Source organism: Rhizobium sp. TRM96647, assembly GCF_025780115.1.
Classification (GTDB): domain Bacteria; phylum Pseudomonadota; class Alphaproteobacteria; order Rhizobiales; family Rhizobiaceae; genus Mycoplana.
This window is the reverse complement of record NZ_JAOXHF010000002.1, coordinates 136,097-151,294: the sequence shown is the minus strand read 5'-3', so window position 1 is coordinate 151,294 and position 15,198 is coordinate 136,097. Positions and strand designations below refer to the sequence as shown.

The 15,198-nt window shown below is 66.1% G+C and carries 19 protein-coding genes; 14 read left to right on the top strand and 5 right to left on the bottom strand.

Translation table 11 applies throughout. The annotated features are described in order from the left end of the window. Window positions 1-17 precede the first annotated feature (17 nt). The gene (locus OCK02_RS03705) at window positions 18-1,286 is read left to right on the top strand and encodes an ABC transporter substrate-binding protein (protein ID WP_230802758.1); all 1,269 of its coding nucleotides are present in this window, start codon (window positions 18-20) and stop codon (window positions 1,284-1,286) included. Between the two features lie 61 nt (window positions 1,287-1,347). On the opposite strand, the gene OCK02_RS03700 is transcribed toward OCK02_RS03705, so the two are convergent. Then, complete coding sequence (locus tag OCK02_RS03700; RefSeq protein WP_263812100.1) at window positions 1,348-2,322, bottom strand: substrate-binding domain-containing protein; 975 nt, start codon at window positions 2,320-2,322, stop codon at window positions 1,348-1,350. 173 nt (window positions 2,323-2,495) lie between these two features. Between OCK02_RS03700 and OCK02_RS03695 the strand changes: the two genes are divergently transcribed. Genes OCK02_RS03695 through arsH form a run of 4 tightly spaced genes read left to right on the top strand, consistent with a single transcriptional unit; the run spans window position 2,496 to window position 4,654 of the window. After that, window positions 2,496-2,834 carry an ArsR/SmtB family transcription factor gene (locus OCK02_RS03695; protein WP_263812099.1) on the top strand — a complete coding sequence of 113 codons (339 nt, stop codon included), beginning with the start codon at window positions 2,496-2,498 and terminating at the stop codon, window positions 2,832-2,834. Next, the gene (locus OCK02_RS03690; RefSeq protein WP_263812098.1) at window positions 2,831-3,529 is read left to right on the top strand and encodes an aquaporin; all 699 of its coding nucleotides are present in this window, start codon (window positions 2,831-2,833) and stop codon (window positions 3,527-3,529) included. The genes OCK02_RS03695 and OCK02_RS03690 overlap by 4 nt, the downstream gene beginning before the upstream one ends. Before the next feature lie 2 nt (window positions 3,530-3,531). Then, window positions 3,532-3,954, top strand: coding sequence for an arsenate reductase (glutaredoxin) (gene arsC, locus OCK02_RS03685; RefSeq protein WP_263812221.1), 423 nt, complete (start codon window positions 3,532-3,534; stop codon window positions 3,952-3,954). Then, the gene (arsH, locus tag OCK02_RS03680; RefSeq protein WP_263812097.1) at window positions 3,929-4,654 is read left to right on the top strand and encodes an arsenical resistance protein ArsH; all 726 of its coding nucleotides are present in this window, start codon (window positions 3,929-3,931) and stop codon (window positions 4,652-4,654) included. Before arsC ends, arsH begins: the two co-directional genes overlap by 26 nt. A gap of 29 nt (window positions 4,655-4,683) precedes the next feature. Here arsH and OCK02_RS03675 read toward each other — a convergent pair whose 3' ends face one another. Beyond that, window positions 4,684-5,889, bottom strand: a complete 1,206-nt coding sequence (locus tag OCK02_RS03675; RefSeq protein ID WP_263812096.1) for an NnrS family protein — start codon at window positions 5,887-5,889, stop codon at window positions 4,684-4,686. A 176-nt stretch (window positions 5,890-6,065) separates the two neighbouring features. Between OCK02_RS03675 and nirK the strand changes: the two genes are divergently transcribed. From nirK to OCK02_RS03640, 7 genes are all read left to right on the top strand, one after another. Beyond that, window positions 6,066-7,202, top strand: coding sequence for a copper-containing nitrite reductase (gene nirK, locus OCK02_RS03670; RefSeq protein WP_230802752.1), 1,137 nt, complete (start codon window positions 6,066-6,068; stop codon window positions 7,200-7,202). 121 nt (window positions 7,203-7,323) lie between these two features. Beyond that, on the top strand, window positions 7,324-8,232 hold the full coding sequence (locus OCK02_RS03665) for a formylglycine-generating enzyme family protein (RefSeq protein WP_263812095.1): 909 nt from the start codon (window positions 7,324-7,326) through the stop codon (window positions 8,230-8,232). Window positions 8,233-8,361: 129 nt separating this feature from the next. Continuing rightward, window positions 8,362-9,057, top strand: coding sequence for a Crp/Fnr family transcriptional regulator (locus OCK02_RS03660; protein WP_263812094.1), 696 nt, complete (start codon window positions 8,362-8,364; stop codon window positions 9,055-9,057). A 115-nt stretch (window positions 9,058-9,172) separates the two neighbouring features. After that, complete coding sequence (locus OCK02_RS03655; RefSeq protein WP_263812093.1) at window positions 9,173-9,619, top strand: pseudoazurin; 447 nt, start codon at window positions 9,173-9,175, stop codon at window positions 9,617-9,619. A gap of 104 nt (window positions 9,620-9,723) precedes the next feature. Further along, window positions 9,724-9,903 (top strand): hypothetical protein, encoded by a 180-nt coding sequence (locus OCK02_RS03650; protein ID WP_263812092.1) that lies wholly within the window; start codon window positions 9,724-9,726, stop codon window positions 9,901-9,903. A gap of 16 nt (window positions 9,904-9,919) precedes the next feature. Further along, entirely contained in the window at window positions 9,920-10,312 is a 393-nt protein-coding gene (locus OCK02_RS03645; RefSeq protein WP_263812091.1) for a hypothetical protein, read from the top strand. A gap of 30 nt (window positions 10,313-10,342) precedes the next feature. Continuing rightward, window positions 10,343-10,525, top strand: coding sequence for a hypothetical protein (locus OCK02_RS03640; protein WP_263812090.1), 183 nt, complete (start codon window positions 10,343-10,345; stop codon window positions 10,523-10,525). 50 nt (window positions 10,526-10,575) lie between these two features. On the opposite strand, the gene ubiV is transcribed toward OCK02_RS03640, so the two are convergent. The 3 genes from ubiV to ubiT are packed head-to-tail and all read right to left on the bottom strand — an operon-like array spanning window position 10,576 to window position 12,994. Further along, window positions 10,576-11,511: a ubiquinone anaerobic biosynthesis protein UbiV gene (gene ubiV, locus OCK02_RS03635; RefSeq protein ID WP_263812089.1), complete on the bottom strand. Its 936-nt coding sequence runs from the start codon at window positions 11,509-11,511 to the stop codon at window positions 10,576-10,578. 8 nt (window positions 11,512-11,519) lie between these two features. Continuing rightward, a complete protein-coding gene (gene ubiU, locus OCK02_RS03630; RefSeq protein ID WP_263812088.1) occupies window positions 11,520-12,497 on the bottom strand; it encodes a ubiquinone anaerobic biosynthesis protein UbiU in 978 nt (325 codons plus the stop codon). Further along, window positions 12,488-12,994, bottom strand: a complete 507-nt coding sequence (ubiT, locus tag OCK02_RS03625) for a ubiquinone anaerobic biosynthesis accessory factor UbiT (protein ID WP_263812087.1) — start codon at window positions 12,992-12,994, stop codon at window positions 12,488-12,490. The genes ubiU and ubiT overlap by 10 nt, the downstream gene beginning before the upstream one ends. A 111-nt stretch (window positions 12,995-13,105) precedes the next feature. Here ubiT and OCK02_RS03620 point away from each other — a divergent pair, with 111 nt between their 5' ends. Both OCK02_RS03620 and OCK02_RS03615 read left to right on the top strand, forming a co-directional pair. Beyond that, window positions 13,106-14,617: a UbiD family decarboxylase gene (locus OCK02_RS03620; protein WP_263812086.1), complete on the top strand. Its 1,512-nt coding sequence runs from the start codon at window positions 13,106-13,108 to the stop codon at window positions 14,615-14,617. Then, window positions 14,614-15,189, top strand: a complete 576-nt coding sequence (locus OCK02_RS03615) for a UbiX family flavin prenyltransferase (RefSeq protein ID WP_263812085.1) — start codon at window positions 14,614-14,616, stop codon at window positions 15,187-15,189. Before OCK02_RS03620 ends, OCK02_RS03615 begins: the two co-directional genes overlap by 4 nt. Window positions 15,190-15,198: the final 9 nt, after the last annotated feature.

Genomic DNA, 15,198 nt, shown 5'->3' with positions numbered 1-15,198 from the left:
CAAACAGGAGCCATTCGATGAAGCACTTCAAGCCATTCCTTGCCGCCGCCGCGATCACCCTGTCGGTGACGCTTCCGGCCCATGCCGAGACGACGCTGACCGTCCACTACCCGATGCCGGGCTTCTTCAAGGACGTGATGGACACGATCTCGAAGAAGTTCATGGAAGAGAACCCGGACATCAAGATCCAGTTCGCCAATCCTTCGGCGACCTACGAGGAAGGCATCCAGACGATCATGCGCCAGGCCGGCACCGACGAGATGCCGGACATCACCTTCATCGGCCTCAACCGCCTGCGCATGGCCGACGAGCGTAACATTCCCGTCGACATGGGTCCGCTGATGGAAGGCGACAAGGCCTCGATGGCCGAGCAGGGCTTCTCCGACACGATCCTGAAGCTCGCCCAGGTCAACGGCAAGCAGGTCGGCCTCGCCTTCGCCACCTCCAACCCGATCATGTACTACAACGCCGATCTCGTTAAGGCTGCCGGCGGCAACCCGGACCAGCCGCCGAAGACCTGGGACGAGGTCATCGAACTCGGTGCGAAGATCAAGGCTCTGGGCAACGGCGTCGATTCGGTCGACTTCCGCTGGCAGGGCGACGACTGGATGTTCTCCGCGCTTTTGTTCGGCGCCGGCGGCACGATGCTCTCCGAGGACGAGAGCGAAGTCACCTTCAACGGTCCGGAAGGCCAGAAGGCGTTCCAGGTGATCGACCGCCTGGTCAAGGAAGCCGGCATGCCGGTCTTCACCAAGCAGGCCGGCGAGCAGGCCTTCGTCGCCGGCAAGGTCGGCTTTGCCTTCCAGACCACCGGTGCGCTGCGCAACACGATCAAGAACGTCGGCGACAAGTTCGACCTGCGCACCGCCGAGATCCCGCTGCTCGACCCGGAGAACGGCAAGCTGCCGACCGGCGGCAACGCCGTCGTCATCCTGACACATGACGAGGCGAAGCAGGATGCCGCCTGGAAGTTCGCCAAGTTCGCAGCCGGCCCCTACGGCGCCTCGGTCGTCGTTCCCGGCACCGGCTACGTGCCGAACAACGAACTCGCCGCCACGTCCGCTGAATATCTCGGCGATTTCTACAAGGAGAACCCGCTGTTCCAGGCCGGCCTGAAGCAGATGCCGCGCATGATCCCCTGGTATGCCTTCCCGGGCTCCAACGGCGTCCGCGTCACCCAGACGATCGTCGACAACACCTCGCGCGTCGTCGACCAGTCGGCAACGCCGGACGAAGCGCTGAACGACGCCGCCGACGAGGTCAAGCGCCTGCTGCCGCGCAGCTGAGCATTCCCGTGACCTGACAGGCGAAGGCCGTCGCAATTCCCCTGCGGCGGCCTTCTGCTTGCTAGAGGGCGCGCACCGTGCCGCCGCGGCGCAGCAGGTAGTCGAAGTTGAAATGCCGGGTCGGCGCTCCATTGCCGGCAATGTCGAGCAGCAGCGACGCCGCCGTCGTGCCCATGCTGGCGTCGGGCATCTCGATCGTCGTCAACGGAGGATCCAGCATCTGCCCCATCTCGATGCCGTCGAAGCCTGCGACGGAGACGTCGCGCGGCACGCACAGCCCCTCGCGCCGCAGCGCGCCGATGACGCCGAAAGCCAGGAGATCGTTGGAGGCGATGATCGCTGTGGGCGAGGACCGGGCGAGCACGGTGTCGAGCTCGAGCTGGCTGTAGCCGCCGACGAAGGCGATCTGCATCGCCTCCAGCGGCTCGACGCCGGCATCCGCCATGGCCTGCAGGTAGCCCTCGTGCCGCGACCGGGCGCGATCGGAGGCGGTGAAGTTTCCGGAGACGAACAGGATCCGTCGATGGCCGAGGTCCAGCAGGAACCGGGTCAGTTCGTGGCCGGCCCCGACATTGTCGACGCAGACCGCTGCCGGAAAGGCGGCGGCCGGGCGGTTGCCGAGCAGCACGGTCGGTGGCAGGTCGGCGGGCAGGTGGGCGGTGTTTCCCGGATCGCACAAGGTGAGGATCAGGCCGGTGGGCCGATCGTTCAGGAGCGCCGTGACGGCATCGGCCTCTCTCGCCGGATCATAATGGGACTGTGCGATCACGACGCCATGGCCGGCGATCAGCATCCTGTTTTCGATGCTGGAGAGGGAGGAGGAGAAGACCGGATTGGTGACGCTCGGCACGAGAACGCCTATGACCCGCCGCCCCGCCCTGCCGCCGGCAGGCGACTGGCGGTAGCCGAGTTCCGCCGCCGCGCGCCGCACCTTGCGGCTCATCGCGTCGCTGACGCAGCCGTTCCGGGTGAGCGCACGGCTCGCGGTCGCGACCGAACACCCTGCTCTCAACGCCACGTCCTGCAGCGTGCTCATCGACAATCCCTTCCGGTCAACACCGCCATTGGCCGACCCGGCGTGGTTTTCCCGGTTTCTCATGAAGGAATTGTGTCAGGCGGCCATGCCGGCGCCGAGCGACAGGAATTGTCTTGCCGATGGCCTGCATCGGCGCTATAGCCTGACTTCAATACTTCAAGGAACGTTGAATTATGGATGACCGTCAAGCTCTGGCGTCGTTTGCCGCCCTGTCGCAGGAAACGAGGCTCAAGATCGTGCGCATGCTGGTGGTGGCCGGCCCGGGCGGCATGTCGGCCGGCGCTCTCGCCGAGGAGATCGGCGTTTCGCCGTCCAACATCTCGTTCCATCTCAAGGAGCTCGACCATGCCGGCCTGATCGGCCAGCAGCGCGAATCCCGCTCGATCATCTATACCGCGCGCTTCGACGCGCTCGGCGGCCTGGTGCGGTTTCTCATGGAGGACTGCTGCGGGGGGCATCCCGACATCTGTGCCCCGATCGTCCAGGCTCCCGCCTGCTGTGCCGCCGAATGAAGGCGTCGCTGCCGCGCAGGCTCGCTGCCGAACTCCTCGGCACCGGCATCCTTGTCGCGACCGTCGTCGGCTCGGGCATCATGGCCGACATGCGGACCGCCGACGACGCGCTGGCGCTCCTCGCCAACACGCTGCCGACGGGCGCGATCCCGGTCGTGCTGGTCACGATCCTCGGACCGGTCTCGGGTGCGCATTTCAACCCCGCCGTGAGCGTGGTCTTCGCCGCGCGCGGTGAGCTGGCCACAAGGGAGCTGGGCGCCTATGTCGTTGCCCAGATCCTCGGCGGGATCGCCGGCGCCTGGCTTGCCCATCTGATGTTCGAACTCCCGCTGCTGCAGGTGTCGGGAACGGAACGAACCGGACAGGGCCAATGGATCGCGGAGTTCGTCGCGAGTTTCGGGCTGCTCCTGACGATCCTCGGCGGCCTGCGCCACAGGGCGGAGGCGGTTCCGATGCTGGTCGGCCTCTACATCACGGCCGCCTACTGGTTCACGGCCTCGACCGCCTTCGCCAATCCCGCCGTCGCGGTCGCCCGAAGCCTGAGCGACACCTTCGCCGGCATCCGTCCCGCCGACCTTCCGGCATTCGTCATCGCCGAGGTCGCCGGCGCTCTGGCGGCAGCCGTGCTGGCGGGCTGGCTGTTCGAAGAACGGCACCGCGAGAAGAACTCCGTAGTCCCAACCGGAAGGCCATGACCATGAACGTCGTCATCTATCACAACCCCGCCTGCGGCACCTCGCGCAACACGCTGGAACTGATCCGCAACGCCGGGATCGAGCCGACCGTGATCGAATACCTGAAGACGCCGCCGTCGCGCGACGAACTGGCCGGGATGATCGCCGACGCCGGCCTGACGGTCCAGGAGGCGATCCGCGAGAAGGGAACGCCTTATGCCGAGCTCGGTCTCGACGACCCGGCGCTGACGGACGAGCAATTGCTCGACGCCATGCTGAAGGATCCGATCCTGATCAACCGCCCCTTCGTGGTGACACCGATGGGCACCCGCCTCAGCCGGCCGTCGGAAGTCGTTCTCGACATCCTGCCGGACACGCACAAGGGGCCGTTTGCCAAGGAGGACGGCGAGCAGGTGATCGATGCGGAGGGCAAGCGCCTTGTCTGACCTGCCTGCCGCCGCCGGCGAACATCTCCAAGCGCCTGACCCGGACGCGCTCCGCCCGCCCTTCTCGACGCACAAGCCGCGCATCCTGATCCTCTACGGTTCCCTGCGCGAAGTATCCTACAGCCGCATGCTCGCCCACGAGGCGCGCAGGCTTCTCGAGCATTTCGGATGCGAGGTCCGGATCTTCGATCCGAAGGGGCTGCCATTGCCCGACGAGGTTCCGGCCAGCCATCCCAAGGTGCAGGAACTGCGCGAAATGTCCGAGTGGTCCGAGGGCCAGGTCTGGGTCAGCCCCGAGCGCCACGGCGCGATGACCGGCATCATGAAGGCCCAGATCGACTGGATTCCGCTTGCGATCGGCGCGGTCCGGCCGACGCAGGGCAAGACGCTGGCGGTGATGGAGGTGTCGGGCGGAAGCCAATCCTTCAACGCGGTCAACCAGATGCGCGTCCTCGGCCGCTGGATGAGGATGCTGACGATCCCGAACCAGTCGTCGGTGGCCAAGGCCTACCAGGAGTTCGACGCCGACGGGCGCATGAAGGCGTCGCCCTTCTACGACCGCGTCGTCGACGTCTGCGAGGAACTGGTGAAGTTCACGCTGCTGACCCGCGACGTTTCCGCCTACCTCACCGACCGCTACAGCGAGCGCAAGGAGAAGGCCGCCGACCTGGAAAAGCGGACGTCGCTGAAATCCATATGACGCCCGCGGAAGCCCCAGCGGCCGCCGGTCTACCAGCGGCGGCCCTTCACGAGCATCGGCGCGTATTCGACGACGAAGAGGCTGAAGGAGGCCAGCCACAGGATGCCGGATATGGCGTAGATCGTTGCGGCATGATCGGGCAGGAGGCCGGCGGCGGGACGTGCGACGGCGCAAAGGACGATCGCCGCATAGGAGATCGTGGTCAGCGTCGACGCCGTCAGCTCGCGCCCGGTATGGCCGCGGGTCGCCCGGGTCATCACCGCGACCATCATAGCCGCCACCGTGCCGATCGTCATGACGTGCAGCGTCGCGGTCGGATCGACGAGACCGATGGACGAGAGCGCGATCGCCAGGAACCCCAGCGGGACGAAGGCATAGGCGACGTGCAGGATCGCGACGAGCATTTCCGAAAACGTCGTCCAGCCGCGCCAGCGAAAGAGCCGTAGCGCATGCAGGACTGCGGCGACGGCCGCGCCGATCGCCGTGATCCGGCTGTCCGGCAGCACGATCCAGAGGCCGAGCGCGACGATGCCGATGGCGATGGCGGCGGCGTCGAAGCGGTTGTAGGGAACGGGAAAGTCCGTCCGGCCCTGCTTGTTGATCCAGTTGCGGGTGAAACTCGGAATGATCCGGCCGCCGATGACCATCACCAGGCCGACATAGGCGGCGATCGCAAGCCGATAGGCCCGGTCGGGATGCTCGCCCATGATGACTTCGTAGTGGAAGCAGGCATTGGCGAGCGACAGGGCCAGAAGACCGGCCGTCACCTTCAGGTCGTTCCACTTCTTCCCGGCGACGACTTCACGCACGCAAATATAGAGGAGTGCCGGCAGGAAGATCATGTCGGCTGCGACGGCGAGTTCGATCCCGATCGTATCCGAGGCGAGGAAGGCCACCCTGCCCCCGGCCCAGAGCAGGAAGAGGAAGAAGAGCGGCCGGCCGGACACTGGCAGGCGCCCGGTCCAGTTGGGCACGGCCGTCAGGAGAAAGCCGGCCAGGACGGCCGAGGCATAGCCGAAGAGCATCTCGTGGGCATGCCAGTGATGGGCGCCGTATTCCGAGGCGAAATCCAGTCGGCCCGAGAGCGCTGCGATCCACAGCGCCATGGCGGCGATCGCCCAGAGCGCGCCCCCGAGGAAGAACGGGCGGAAGCCATAGGAAAACAGGACCGGCCCGGTACGCGCCAGCCCGCGCGGAATGCCTCCAGTCCTGATATTCGATGTCGAAGTGCTCATCTTGCGGTCGCTCCTGTATTCAGGACGATCAGTAAACAAAATGTCGCACCCTTCTTTGATATCTCGCAAGCAATGGCGCAGTAAAGTTTGTCGCCGATCAAAGACCACCTTAGCGAGTGGCGTAGATTTTTCTCCAACGGAACGGGATAGCCCGCTCCTGTTCAAGGAGAAGACCGATGACTGAACACTTCCAGATGACCAGACGCTCGATGTTGGCTGGCGCTGCGTTCGCCGGAGCCATGGCTCCGGTCATTACGGCGACATTCGCCCAGGCCGCCGAAGAGGCTCCTCCGGCAGAGATGAAGCCGGCCGACCTGTCGACGCTGCCGCACGTAAAGGTAGAGCTCGTCAAGCCGCCCTTCGTCCACGAGCACACCCAGAAGGCCGAAGGCGGCCCCAAGGTCGTCGAGTTCACGCTGACGATCGAGGAAAAGAAGATGATCCTCGACGACGCTGGCACCGAAGTGCACGCGATGACCTTCAACGGATCGGTCCCCGGCCCGCTGATGGTGGTTCACCAGGACGACTATGTCGAGGTGACGCTCGTCAATCCCGAAACCAACACGCTGCAGCACAACATCGACTTCCACTCGGCGACGGGTGCGCTCGGCGGCGGCGCGCTGACGATCGTCAACCCGGGTGAAAGTGCTGTCCTCCGCTTCAAGGCCACCAAGGCCGGGGTCTTCGTCTACCATTGCGCACCTCCGGGAATGGTGCCCTGGCACGTCACCTCGGGCATGAACGGCGCGATCATGGTGCTGCCGCGCGAAGGCCTGACGGACGGCCACGGCAAGGAGCTCGTCTACGATCGCGTCTACTATGTCGGCGAGCAGGACTTCTACGTGCCGAAGGACGAGAACGGAGCCTACAAGAAGTACGACAGCGTCGGCGACGCCTATGCCGATACGCTCGCAGTCATGCGGACGCTGACGCCGAGCCACGTCGTCTTCAACGGCGCCGTCGGTGCGCTCACCGGCGAGAACGCGCTGAAGGCCACCGTCGGCGAGCGGGTGCTGGTCGTCCATTCGCAGGCCAACCGCGACACCCGCCCGCACCTGATCGGCGGACACGGTGACTACGTCTGGCAGACCGGCAAGTTCAACAACGTGCCGGACCGCGACCAGGAAACCTGGTTCATCCCGGGCGGCACGGCCGGCGCTGCGTACTACACGTTCCAGCAACCCGGCATCTACGCCTACGTGAACCACAACCTGATCGAGGCGTTCGAACTCGGTGCGGCCGGACACTTCACCGTGACCGGCGACTGGAACGACGATCTCATGACGGCCGTCAGGGCTCCTTCGGGGAGCTAGCCCATGAGACCCATGCGGGCCGGCATGCCCGGCCCGCAGACCTGGCTGCCGCATCTCCACGTGCGGCAGCCCCCTTGATCACCGTCTGGCCATGCGGGCCGCTTCGCCTTTGGGGGCGACCATGACAACCTTCCGCGCCAAGCTTTCAACCCCGATCCTCCAGACACTCCTTCCCGTTGCGATCCTCGCCATTCTTGCCGGCGGCATAGCCCACCAGGCAGGCTTCCTCGCCGAGGCGCCGGCAACCGCGCAGCTTTTCCGGCCGCAGACCGTCACCATTGCGCCGCGGACGTTCTCCTACCGCGAGGACGGGGAATTCCTGCGGGCCAACTACGTGATCGACGCGCCGATGCGCACGGTCACCGAAACCCGGCCGATGACGATCATGAAGCACCAGGTCTCGTTGTCGGAGTATACGGCCTGTGTTTCCGAAGGCGCCTGCAGCGCGCCCGTCGGCGCCTCGTACGATCTGGGGAACGTGCCGGTGACGGGCGTCAACTATGACGACGCCCGGGCCTATGCCCGCTGGCTGTCGGACAAGACCGGCGAACTCTGGACCCTGCCGACCGACCGGCAACTGGCCTTCGCCGCCGGCAAGAGCTTTCCCGACGACGCCTTCGGCCTCGATGACGACGGCAGCAATCCGGCCATCCGCTGGCTCGCGGACTATCGCCGCGAGGCCGCCGAACGCTCGAAGCGAGATCCCGTGCCGCGCGTTCTCGGCAGTTTCGGAGAGAACGAATACGGCTTGTCGGATTTCGGCGGCAATGTCTGGGAATGGACCGGCACCTGCCATCGCCGGGTCATGCTCGACAAGGACAACACCGTCCTTCGCAACGAGAACGCCTGCGGCGTCTATGTCACCGTCGGCAACCACCGCTCGCCGATGACGTCCTTCTTCCGGGATCCGAAAGGCGGCGGCTGCGCCGTCGGCACGCCGCCCGACAATCTCGGCTTCCGGCTGGTCAAGTCGACGGCGTGGTATGCGCCGCTTGTGAAGGCGCTGCGGGACCGGGGGATCGACCTGTAGGGTCGTATGCGGGATTCCTCTGCGACCTTCTGATCCATGTCAATGCACATTTCCGATAGAGCTGCTGCCTTGCGCCGGCGCCGTCACTGGTCGTAAAACCGTGTCGTTGCAGCGAGGGGAGTGGCAGCCGTGAAGATCGACAAGAGCCTGGTCAGGTCCATCCCGCTATTCGACCGCATGAGCGATGCGGATCTCGACAAGTTCCTCGGCCACGCCGTCTCCCGCCGCGTCCCCGCCGGAGAGGCGGTTTTCGAACAGGGCGCGGCTGCGACGCATTTCTTCCTGTTGCTGCATGGCCGGCTGAAGGTCACGCAGGTCACCGAGGACGGCCAGCAGATCATCGTCCGCGTCGTCCATCCCGGCGATCTCTTCGGTTTTGCCAAGGCGCTGCAGCGCTCGGACTATCCGGGCACGGCCCTCGCGGTTTCCGAGAGCATCGCGCTGTGCTGGCCGACCGAGTTGTGGCCGCAGTTCGTCGATCGCAATCCGCGGCTCGCCGTCACGGCCATGCAGACGATCGGCCAGCGCCTCGAGGAAGCCCATACCCGCATCCGCGAGATGTCGACCCAGGAGGTCGAGCGACGCGTCGCGCATGCCGTTCTTCGCCTGGCCAACCAGGCAGGCCGGAAGGAAGGGTCGGGCGTGCGGATCGACTTTCCCATTTCACGCCAGGACATTGCCGAGATGACGGGAACGACGCTGCACACCGTCTCCCGGATCCTGAGCGCCTGGGAGGGCAAGGGACTGGTCGAGGGCGGACGCCAGAAGCTGATCGTCCTCGACATCAACGGGCTCGCCGCACTGGCCGATCACGTCAAGGAATAACATGCGGATCATCGCGTTCATGCCGATGTTTGCGCTATGTCAAAGATGACTTCCACGGTCCGGATAATCTGCTCCTGACGAAGCCGAGAGGGCTTCCGAGCCAGGAGTAAAGAAAATGAAGACGTTCCTTCGTACTTTGGCGGGCGCTGCTTTTTTGACCGCCGCACTCGGCGGCTATGCGGTCGCCGCCGATCACGAAATCCACATGCTGAACAAGGGCAAGGACGGCGCGATGGTGTTCGAGCCCGCCTCGCTGAAGATCGCAGCGGGTGACACCGTTTCCTTCCTGCCGACCGACAAGTCCCACAATGCCGAGAGCATCAAGGACCTGATCCCGGACGGCGCGCAGCCCTTCAAGGGCAAGATGAACGAAGCCATCAAGGTCACCTTCGACGTGCCCGGCGCCTATGCCATCAAGTGCGCTCCGCATGTGGGCATGGGCATGGTCGCCCTCGTCGTGGTCGGCGATGCGCCGGCGAACGCCGATGCCATCAAGTCCGCGAAGCTGCCGAAGAAGGCGCGCGACCGGCTCGACACTGAAATCGCAGCAACCGGCCTCTAGTCTGGCCCTTCCACCACACGCACCACCGGATGGCTCCTAGCGGAGCCCTCCGGTTTCGACAGACGGTGCCGCTGATGCGGCCTCTGTAATCCCGGGGAGCGGTCATGGATATCGTCGACGATCTGCGCGTTCATCTCGACCATCTGAGCCGGACCGTGCTGTTGCAGGTGCGGGAGAGATACATCCGACCGGACGCGACCGAGGCGCGGGCGGACCGTCCGGCCCGCGAAGCCGATGCATCAACCGGTGGTCCCCGCCGGCGGTTTCCGTTCGTTCGCCGGTAACCGGAAGGAGGCCGCCGTGAAGGACAACGGTTTCTCGCTCATTTCCGGAGACGACAGGCGCACCGGGCCGCGCGACGACGTCCTGCACGCCATCCGCCGGGTCCGCACCGTCGTCCTGGCCAGCGCCGAGGATTGCCGGTGCCGCGACCGCGTCGCCGACGCCATCCAGAGTTTCGAGCACCTCGAGCATCGCCGGGAGAAGAAGCGCCTGGCGGACGCGACGCGCACGCAACGGCGCAAGCTCAAGGCGCTTCTCGAACTGCTGGAGGATCTCGATCCCGCCACCGCCGACGACGGGGAGCTTTCCGAGGCGAGCCTGCTTCTGAACGACATCGCGGCCGAAGCGGCGCTCGCATCAAGCCACCTGCGGGAACTGCTGCGCCTTCGCGCCGCCATCGACAGCAACTGAAGACCGGAAGGCCCCGGAAAGGAGAAGGCGATGAAGCCTGTTCCAAGATGCACCGACAGGGACGGCCTGCTGGAGATTCTGATGACGGGCGCGACCGCACCCGGAGAGACGAGCCTCTTCCTCGACATGCTCGACCGCGAGATCGGCAAGCGTCCCAGCGCCACCGATATCGTGAGGCGGCCAAGCCTGACGGCGAGAGAGCCGCGACGCTAGGCCGGGCCGACACGACCGATCGCGATAGACAAGTCCCTCCCCGTCCGCCGTCAGCCCTGACCGAGCGCGGCGTTTCGCCCCCTGGCGATCCAGGCAGCGCCTTCCTGCTGGTGGTAGAAACCGTTCGAGAAGACCGCACCCGGATAGACGTCCGAAAGTTTCGCGATGGCCTCGCCGTCATCCATGGCGCCGTCGAGCACGGCGCGATAGATCGCGGCCACCGCGACCATGTCGCAGTCCTGCGGCGAAAGGCGCACGCGCGCGATCCCCGCGGCCGCGAGGGCCTGCAGTTCGCCGACCAGCACGACACAACTGTTCGACATGGTCTGAACGCCGTTCAGGACGAGGAACGACTGGCGATCGAGGGTGCGAAGCGGCAGGCCGTCCGGCTCTTCGCCGCAGATGAACTGGCAATTGTCCTTGGTCAGCCCCTTGGACCGCGCATGCGCGCAACGGGCGGAAATCGCAAGCGGCATGCGCCCGAAGGCGAAGACCTCGAACGACAGATCCGGCAGGCTTGCCACGATCTTCTCGATCGAGCTCATCGGCAGTTCCGGCGGAAGGCAGATGTTGTTCGCGCCGCGTGCGGCAAGCACCCTGGCGGTCGCCGTGTTATAGACGTTGACGAGCGGCCCGATGGAATGCGCCCTGCCCGCAATCAGGCCCAGCGCCGAAAGATCGTTGGCTTCGACAGGATGCACACTGTCACGGATCAGATCGCGAACATGCCGGCTCTCGCGTTCGAGGGTAACCATGGCGAGCGTCGACAGCGTCACCTTCTTGCCGGCGGCCTCGAGCCGCTCGACCACCTCGGCGATATGCGGCTCGGTGAAGTGCTGGCGCTTCGAGCAGACCGTTTCGCCGAGGGTGACGTGCTCCACCGGGGCCTCGTCGGCGATCCTGAAATAGAAGTCCCGCCATTTGGGCCCGTCCCAGAGATAGTAGACCGGCCCCAGGCTGAGGGCCGGCGTGCGCGCGTTCGTCATGATCTCTCCTATCGCCAGCGCTTGTCGTAGGCGCCCGAGGTGGTGCGCTGGCCCTCGCTCATCGCGCGAAGCCGGGCGACGAGTGCCGAGCGCTCGGCAGGCTCGGCCGACAGGGCCTTCTTCAGGGACGAGACCACCTCGGCGACATAGGCCTTCCCCCGCTGGCGCCCCTCGATCTTGAGCGCCGAGACGCCCGCATCCCTCAGCGCCTCGATGTGATCGACGACGTCGAGCGATACCGGATCCTCGAAGGCGTAGCCGTGCGTCTCGCCGATCTCGAAGCGGCCCTTGCAGAGCGTCGGATATCCGGAAGCCTCGTCGGGGCCGAAGCGGTTGATGGTGTAGGCGCCGAGTTCGGAGACCATGGTGTCGCCGTCCCGGCGGTACTTCACATGACTGGCCGGCGAGCAGACGCCGTTCATGTTCGGCGATTTTCCCGTGGCGTAGGACGAGAGCGAACAGCGGCCTTCCGCCATGACGCAGAGCCCGCCGAAGGCGAAGACCTCGACCTCGCAGGCGATCTGCCGCGTCAGCCTGGCAATGTCCTGCACCGTCAGGATGCGGGGCAGCACGACCCGCTTCGCCCCGAAGGCCCCAACCAGGAACTGGATGGCATCCCTGTTCGAGGCCGAGGCCTGGACCGAGACATGCAGCCGCTGGTCGGGATATCTCTCGGCCACATAGGCCATCAGGCCGAAATCGGCGAGGATCAGCGCATCGGCGCCCAGCGCCACGGCGTCGTCCGCAGCCTCGTACCAGAGCTGCTCATGGCTCGCACGCATGAAGGTGTTGAGGGCGACGAAGGTCTGGACGCCGCGCTTGCGGGCATAGCCGATCGAGTCCTTCAATTCCGGGCGGCTGAAGTTCAGGCCCGGAAAATTGCGGGCATTGGTCTCGTCGCGGAACCCGCAATAGACGGCGTCCGCACCGGCATCGACCGCCTCGCGAAAGGCCGAGGGCGTGCCTGCGGGGCAGATCAGTTCCATGTCGCGTCCCTTCCTTCGAGCGCCCGCTTGCGGACATAGCGCGCCGCGCCGGCGACGAGCGGCGCCAGCGGCCCGGCGAGGCTGCCGATCTCGTCCGGAAGGTCGATCGCGCTGTCGTCGAGCGCATTGCGCAGCGCCAGCATCGCCTCCATGTCTCCGGTCACCGAGAGCTCGCGCGAAAAGAACAGCGCGTCGGCGTCGCACCGCCCCTCCATGAGCCCGAGCAGCAGCACCAGCGGCCCCTCGATGCAGGCGTCCGACACGGGCCGCTGTGCCTTCCGGGAAACGTGCACCGTCTTCGCCGCCGGCACGACGAGGAAGTTCAGCGGCAGGTCGGACGGGCAGAAGAGATATCGGGTCTGCCGGTATTCGCCGAGGCGCTCGAAGAGATCGGGGTGCGCGCGAAGGACACCGGAAAAGATCGTCCTGGCTGCGCGCTCGATCAGCCAGAGAGGCGCAATGTCGACAGGCGCGACCAAAGCGGGCGGAAGGGTCATGCGTAGGGCTTTCGGCAATGTACGTTACAGGCCGAGACTAGGGACCGGCGTCCGGTTTCAGTTTGAGCCAGGACAAAGACGCTCCAATTTTTCGGCGGCAATCCTTGTCGAATGAAAGCCGATGTCACCAATCCACGCCGATATGACAGCCTGCAGGACTTCGTCGCCCTGCTCGAAAGCCGGGCCAGGCTGAAGCGCATCGCGCGCCCGGTGTCGCTGGTTCACGAGATCACCGAGATCCATCGTCGCGTTCTCCGCGACGAGGGGCCGGCGCTGCTTTTCGAGAAGCCGGTCGATGCCGCCGGCAATATCCAGCCCATTCCGCTGCTGGCCAATCTCTTCGGCACGACGGAACGGATCGAGTGGGGACTGGGCCTGGAGTGCGGCGGGCTGCCGCGTCTGGCCGAAATGTTTGCCGACCTGCGCGACCCGAGGCCGCCGCGGTCCATGCGCGACGCCTGGCAGAAGCTGCCGCACCTGAAGGCGGCGCTCGCCATGCACCCGCGCCCAGTCGGGCGCGCGCCGTGCCAGCAGGTGATCTGGCGCGGGGACGACCTCGACCTGGACCGCCTGCCGATCCAGACCTGCTGGCCGGGCGAGCCCGGCCCGCTCGTCAGCTGGCCGCTCGTCATCACCCAGGCGCCCGACGACCCCAGCGACGTCAATGTCGGCGTCTACCGGATGCAGAAGCTCGGGCGGGACCGGCTGATCATGCGCTGGCTCGCCCACCGCGGCGGCGCGCGCCATCACCGGCTGTGGCAGGCGACCGGACGCGACATGCCCGTCGCCGTCGTCGTCGGCGCCGACCCCGCCACCATTCTGTCCGCCGTCATGCCGCTGCCCGACGGCATGAGCGAACTGAATTTCGCCGGATTGCTGAAGGGCAAGCGGCAGGAGATCGCAACCGGGGTGAGCGTGCCCCTGCCCGTCCCCGCCACCGCGGAGATCGTGCTGGAAGGGACGGTTTCCGCGAGCGAGACCGCGGACGAAGGTCCCTTCGGCGACCATACCGGTTACTACAACAGCGTCGAAGCCTTTCCGGTGATGACGCTGTCGGCGATCACCATGCGGAAGAACCCGCTCTACCTCTCCACCTATACCGGGCGCCCGCCGGACGAGCCCTCCCGTCTGGGAGAGGCGATGACGGAACTGTTCGTGCCGCTGGTCAAGCGCCAGTTTCCCGAGATCCGGGACCTGTGGCTGCCACCGGAGGGGTGCTCATACCGGGTCATGGTGGTTTCCATCGACAAGCGCTATCCCGGCCAGGCGCGGCGCATCATGATGGGTCTCTGGTCGATCCTGCCGCAGTTCAACTACACCAAGATGATCATCGCCGTTGACGGCGACATCGACGTCCGGTGCTGGGAAGACGTGATCTGGGCGCTGTCGACGCGCTTCGACGCCAGCCGCGATCTCGTCGTAGTGGAAAACACCCCGATCGACTATCTCGACTTCGCCTCGCCGAAATCCGGCCTCGGCGGCAAGCTGGGCCTCGACGCCACGACCAAGATCGGCGCGGAGACGGACCGCGAATGGGGACGGGTGCTTGCCATGTCGCCCGAGGTGAAGGCCAGGATCGACGGCATCTGGGCCTCGCTCGGGCTCGGCGAGGCCGGGCCATGACGGTCGAGCGCGTCATCGTCGGGATCTCGGGCGCCTCGGGTGCCGCGATCGCCGTGCGGATCGTCGAACGGCTGGCGTCGCTGCCGGATGTCGAGACGCATCTCGTCGTCTCCGACGCCGCGCGGCGCACGCTCGACCTCGAGCATGGCGCCGGGGCGATCGATTACCTGCGGCCGCACGTCCACGAGCATCATCCCAGCGCCGATGTCGGTGCGTCGATCGCGAGCGGATCGTTTCCGGTCCGGGGCATGATCGTGGCACCCTGTTCCATGCAGACGCTGTCTTCGATCGCCACCGGTCGCGCGGACACGCTGCTGACGCGCGCAGCCGACGTGCAGTTGAAGGAGCGGCGCCGGCTCGTTCTGCTTGCCCGGGAGACCCCGCTTCACCTCGGCCATCTGCGCAGCATGTGCGCCGTGACGGAAATGGGGGCGATCGTCATGCCGCCCGTGCCGGCCTTCTACCACCGGCCGCGCACGGTCGACGAGATCGTCGATCACCTGGCCGCCCGGGCGATCGACCTTCTGGCGCTCCCTTGCGGCCCGATCGCCCTGCCCTGGCTGGGCCAATAGCAACAGGAG

Excerpts from the sequence above, each read along its gene's own strand:
- ubiU (WP_263812088.1), bottom strand. The coding sequence starts at position 12,497 with ATGGAACTGATCTGCCCCGCAGGCACGCCCTCGGCCTTTCGCGAGGCG.
- OCK02_RS03620 (WP_263812086.1), top strand. The coding sequence starts at position 13,106 with ATGAAAGCCGATGTCACCAATCCACGCCGATATGACAGCCTGCAGGAC.
- nirK (WP_230802752.1), top strand. The coding sequence starts at position 6,066 with ATGACTGAACACTTCCAGATGACCAGACGCTCGATGTTGGCTGGCGCT.
- OCK02_RS03705 (WP_230802758.1), top strand. The coding sequence starts at position 18 with ATGAAGCACTTCAAGCCATTCCTTGCCGCCGCCGCGATCACCCTGTCG.
- arsC (WP_263812221.1), top strand. The coding sequence starts at position 3,532 with ATGAACGTCGTCATCTATCACAACCCCGCCTGCGGCACCTCGCGCAAC.
- ubiT (WP_263812087.1), bottom strand. The coding sequence starts at position 12,994 with ATGACCCTTCCGCCCGCTTTGGTCGCGCCTGTCGACATTGCGCCTCTC.
- OCK02_RS03700 (WP_263812100.1), bottom strand. The coding sequence starts at position 2,322 with ATGAGCACGCTGCAGGACGTGGCGTTGAGAGCAGGGTGTTCGGTCGCG.
- OCK02_RS03690 (WP_263812098.1), top strand. The coding sequence starts at position 2,831 with ATGAAGGCGTCGCTGCCGCGCAGGCTCGCTGCCGAACTCCTCGGCACC.
- ubiV (WP_263812089.1), bottom strand. The coding sequence starts at position 11,511 with ATGACGAACGCGCGCACGCCGGCCCTCAGCCTGGGGCCGGTCTACTAT.
- OCK02_RS03650 (WP_263812092.1), top strand. The coding sequence starts at position 9,724 with ATGGATATCGTCGACGATCTGCGCGTTCATCTCGACCATCTGAGCCGG.
- OCK02_RS03675 (WP_263812096.1), bottom strand. The coding sequence starts at position 5,889 with ATGAGCACTTCGACATCGAATATCAGGACTGGAGGCATTCCGCGCGGG.
- OCK02_RS03640 (WP_263812090.1), top strand. The coding sequence starts at position 10,343 with ATGAAGCCTGTTCCAAGATGCACCGACAGGGACGGCCTGCTGGAGATT.
- OCK02_RS03695 (WP_263812099.1), top strand. The coding sequence starts at position 2,496 with ATGGATGACCGTCAAGCTCTGGCGTCGTTTGCCGCCCTGTCGCAGGAA.
- OCK02_RS03615 (WP_263812085.1), top strand. The coding sequence starts at position 14,614 with ATGACGGTCGAGCGCGTCATCGTCGGGATCTCGGGCGCCTCGGGTGCC.
- OCK02_RS03655 (WP_263812093.1), top strand. The coding sequence starts at position 9,173 with ATGAAGACGTTCCTTCGTACTTTGGCGGGCGCTGCTTTTTTGACCGCC.
- arsH (WP_263812097.1), top strand. The coding sequence starts at position 3,929 with ATGCGGAGGGCAAGCGCCTTGTCTGACCTGCCTGCCGCCGCCGGCGAA.
- OCK02_RS03665 (WP_263812095.1), top strand. The coding sequence starts at position 7,324 with ATGACAACCTTCCGCGCCAAGCTTTCAACCCCGATCCTCCAGACACTC.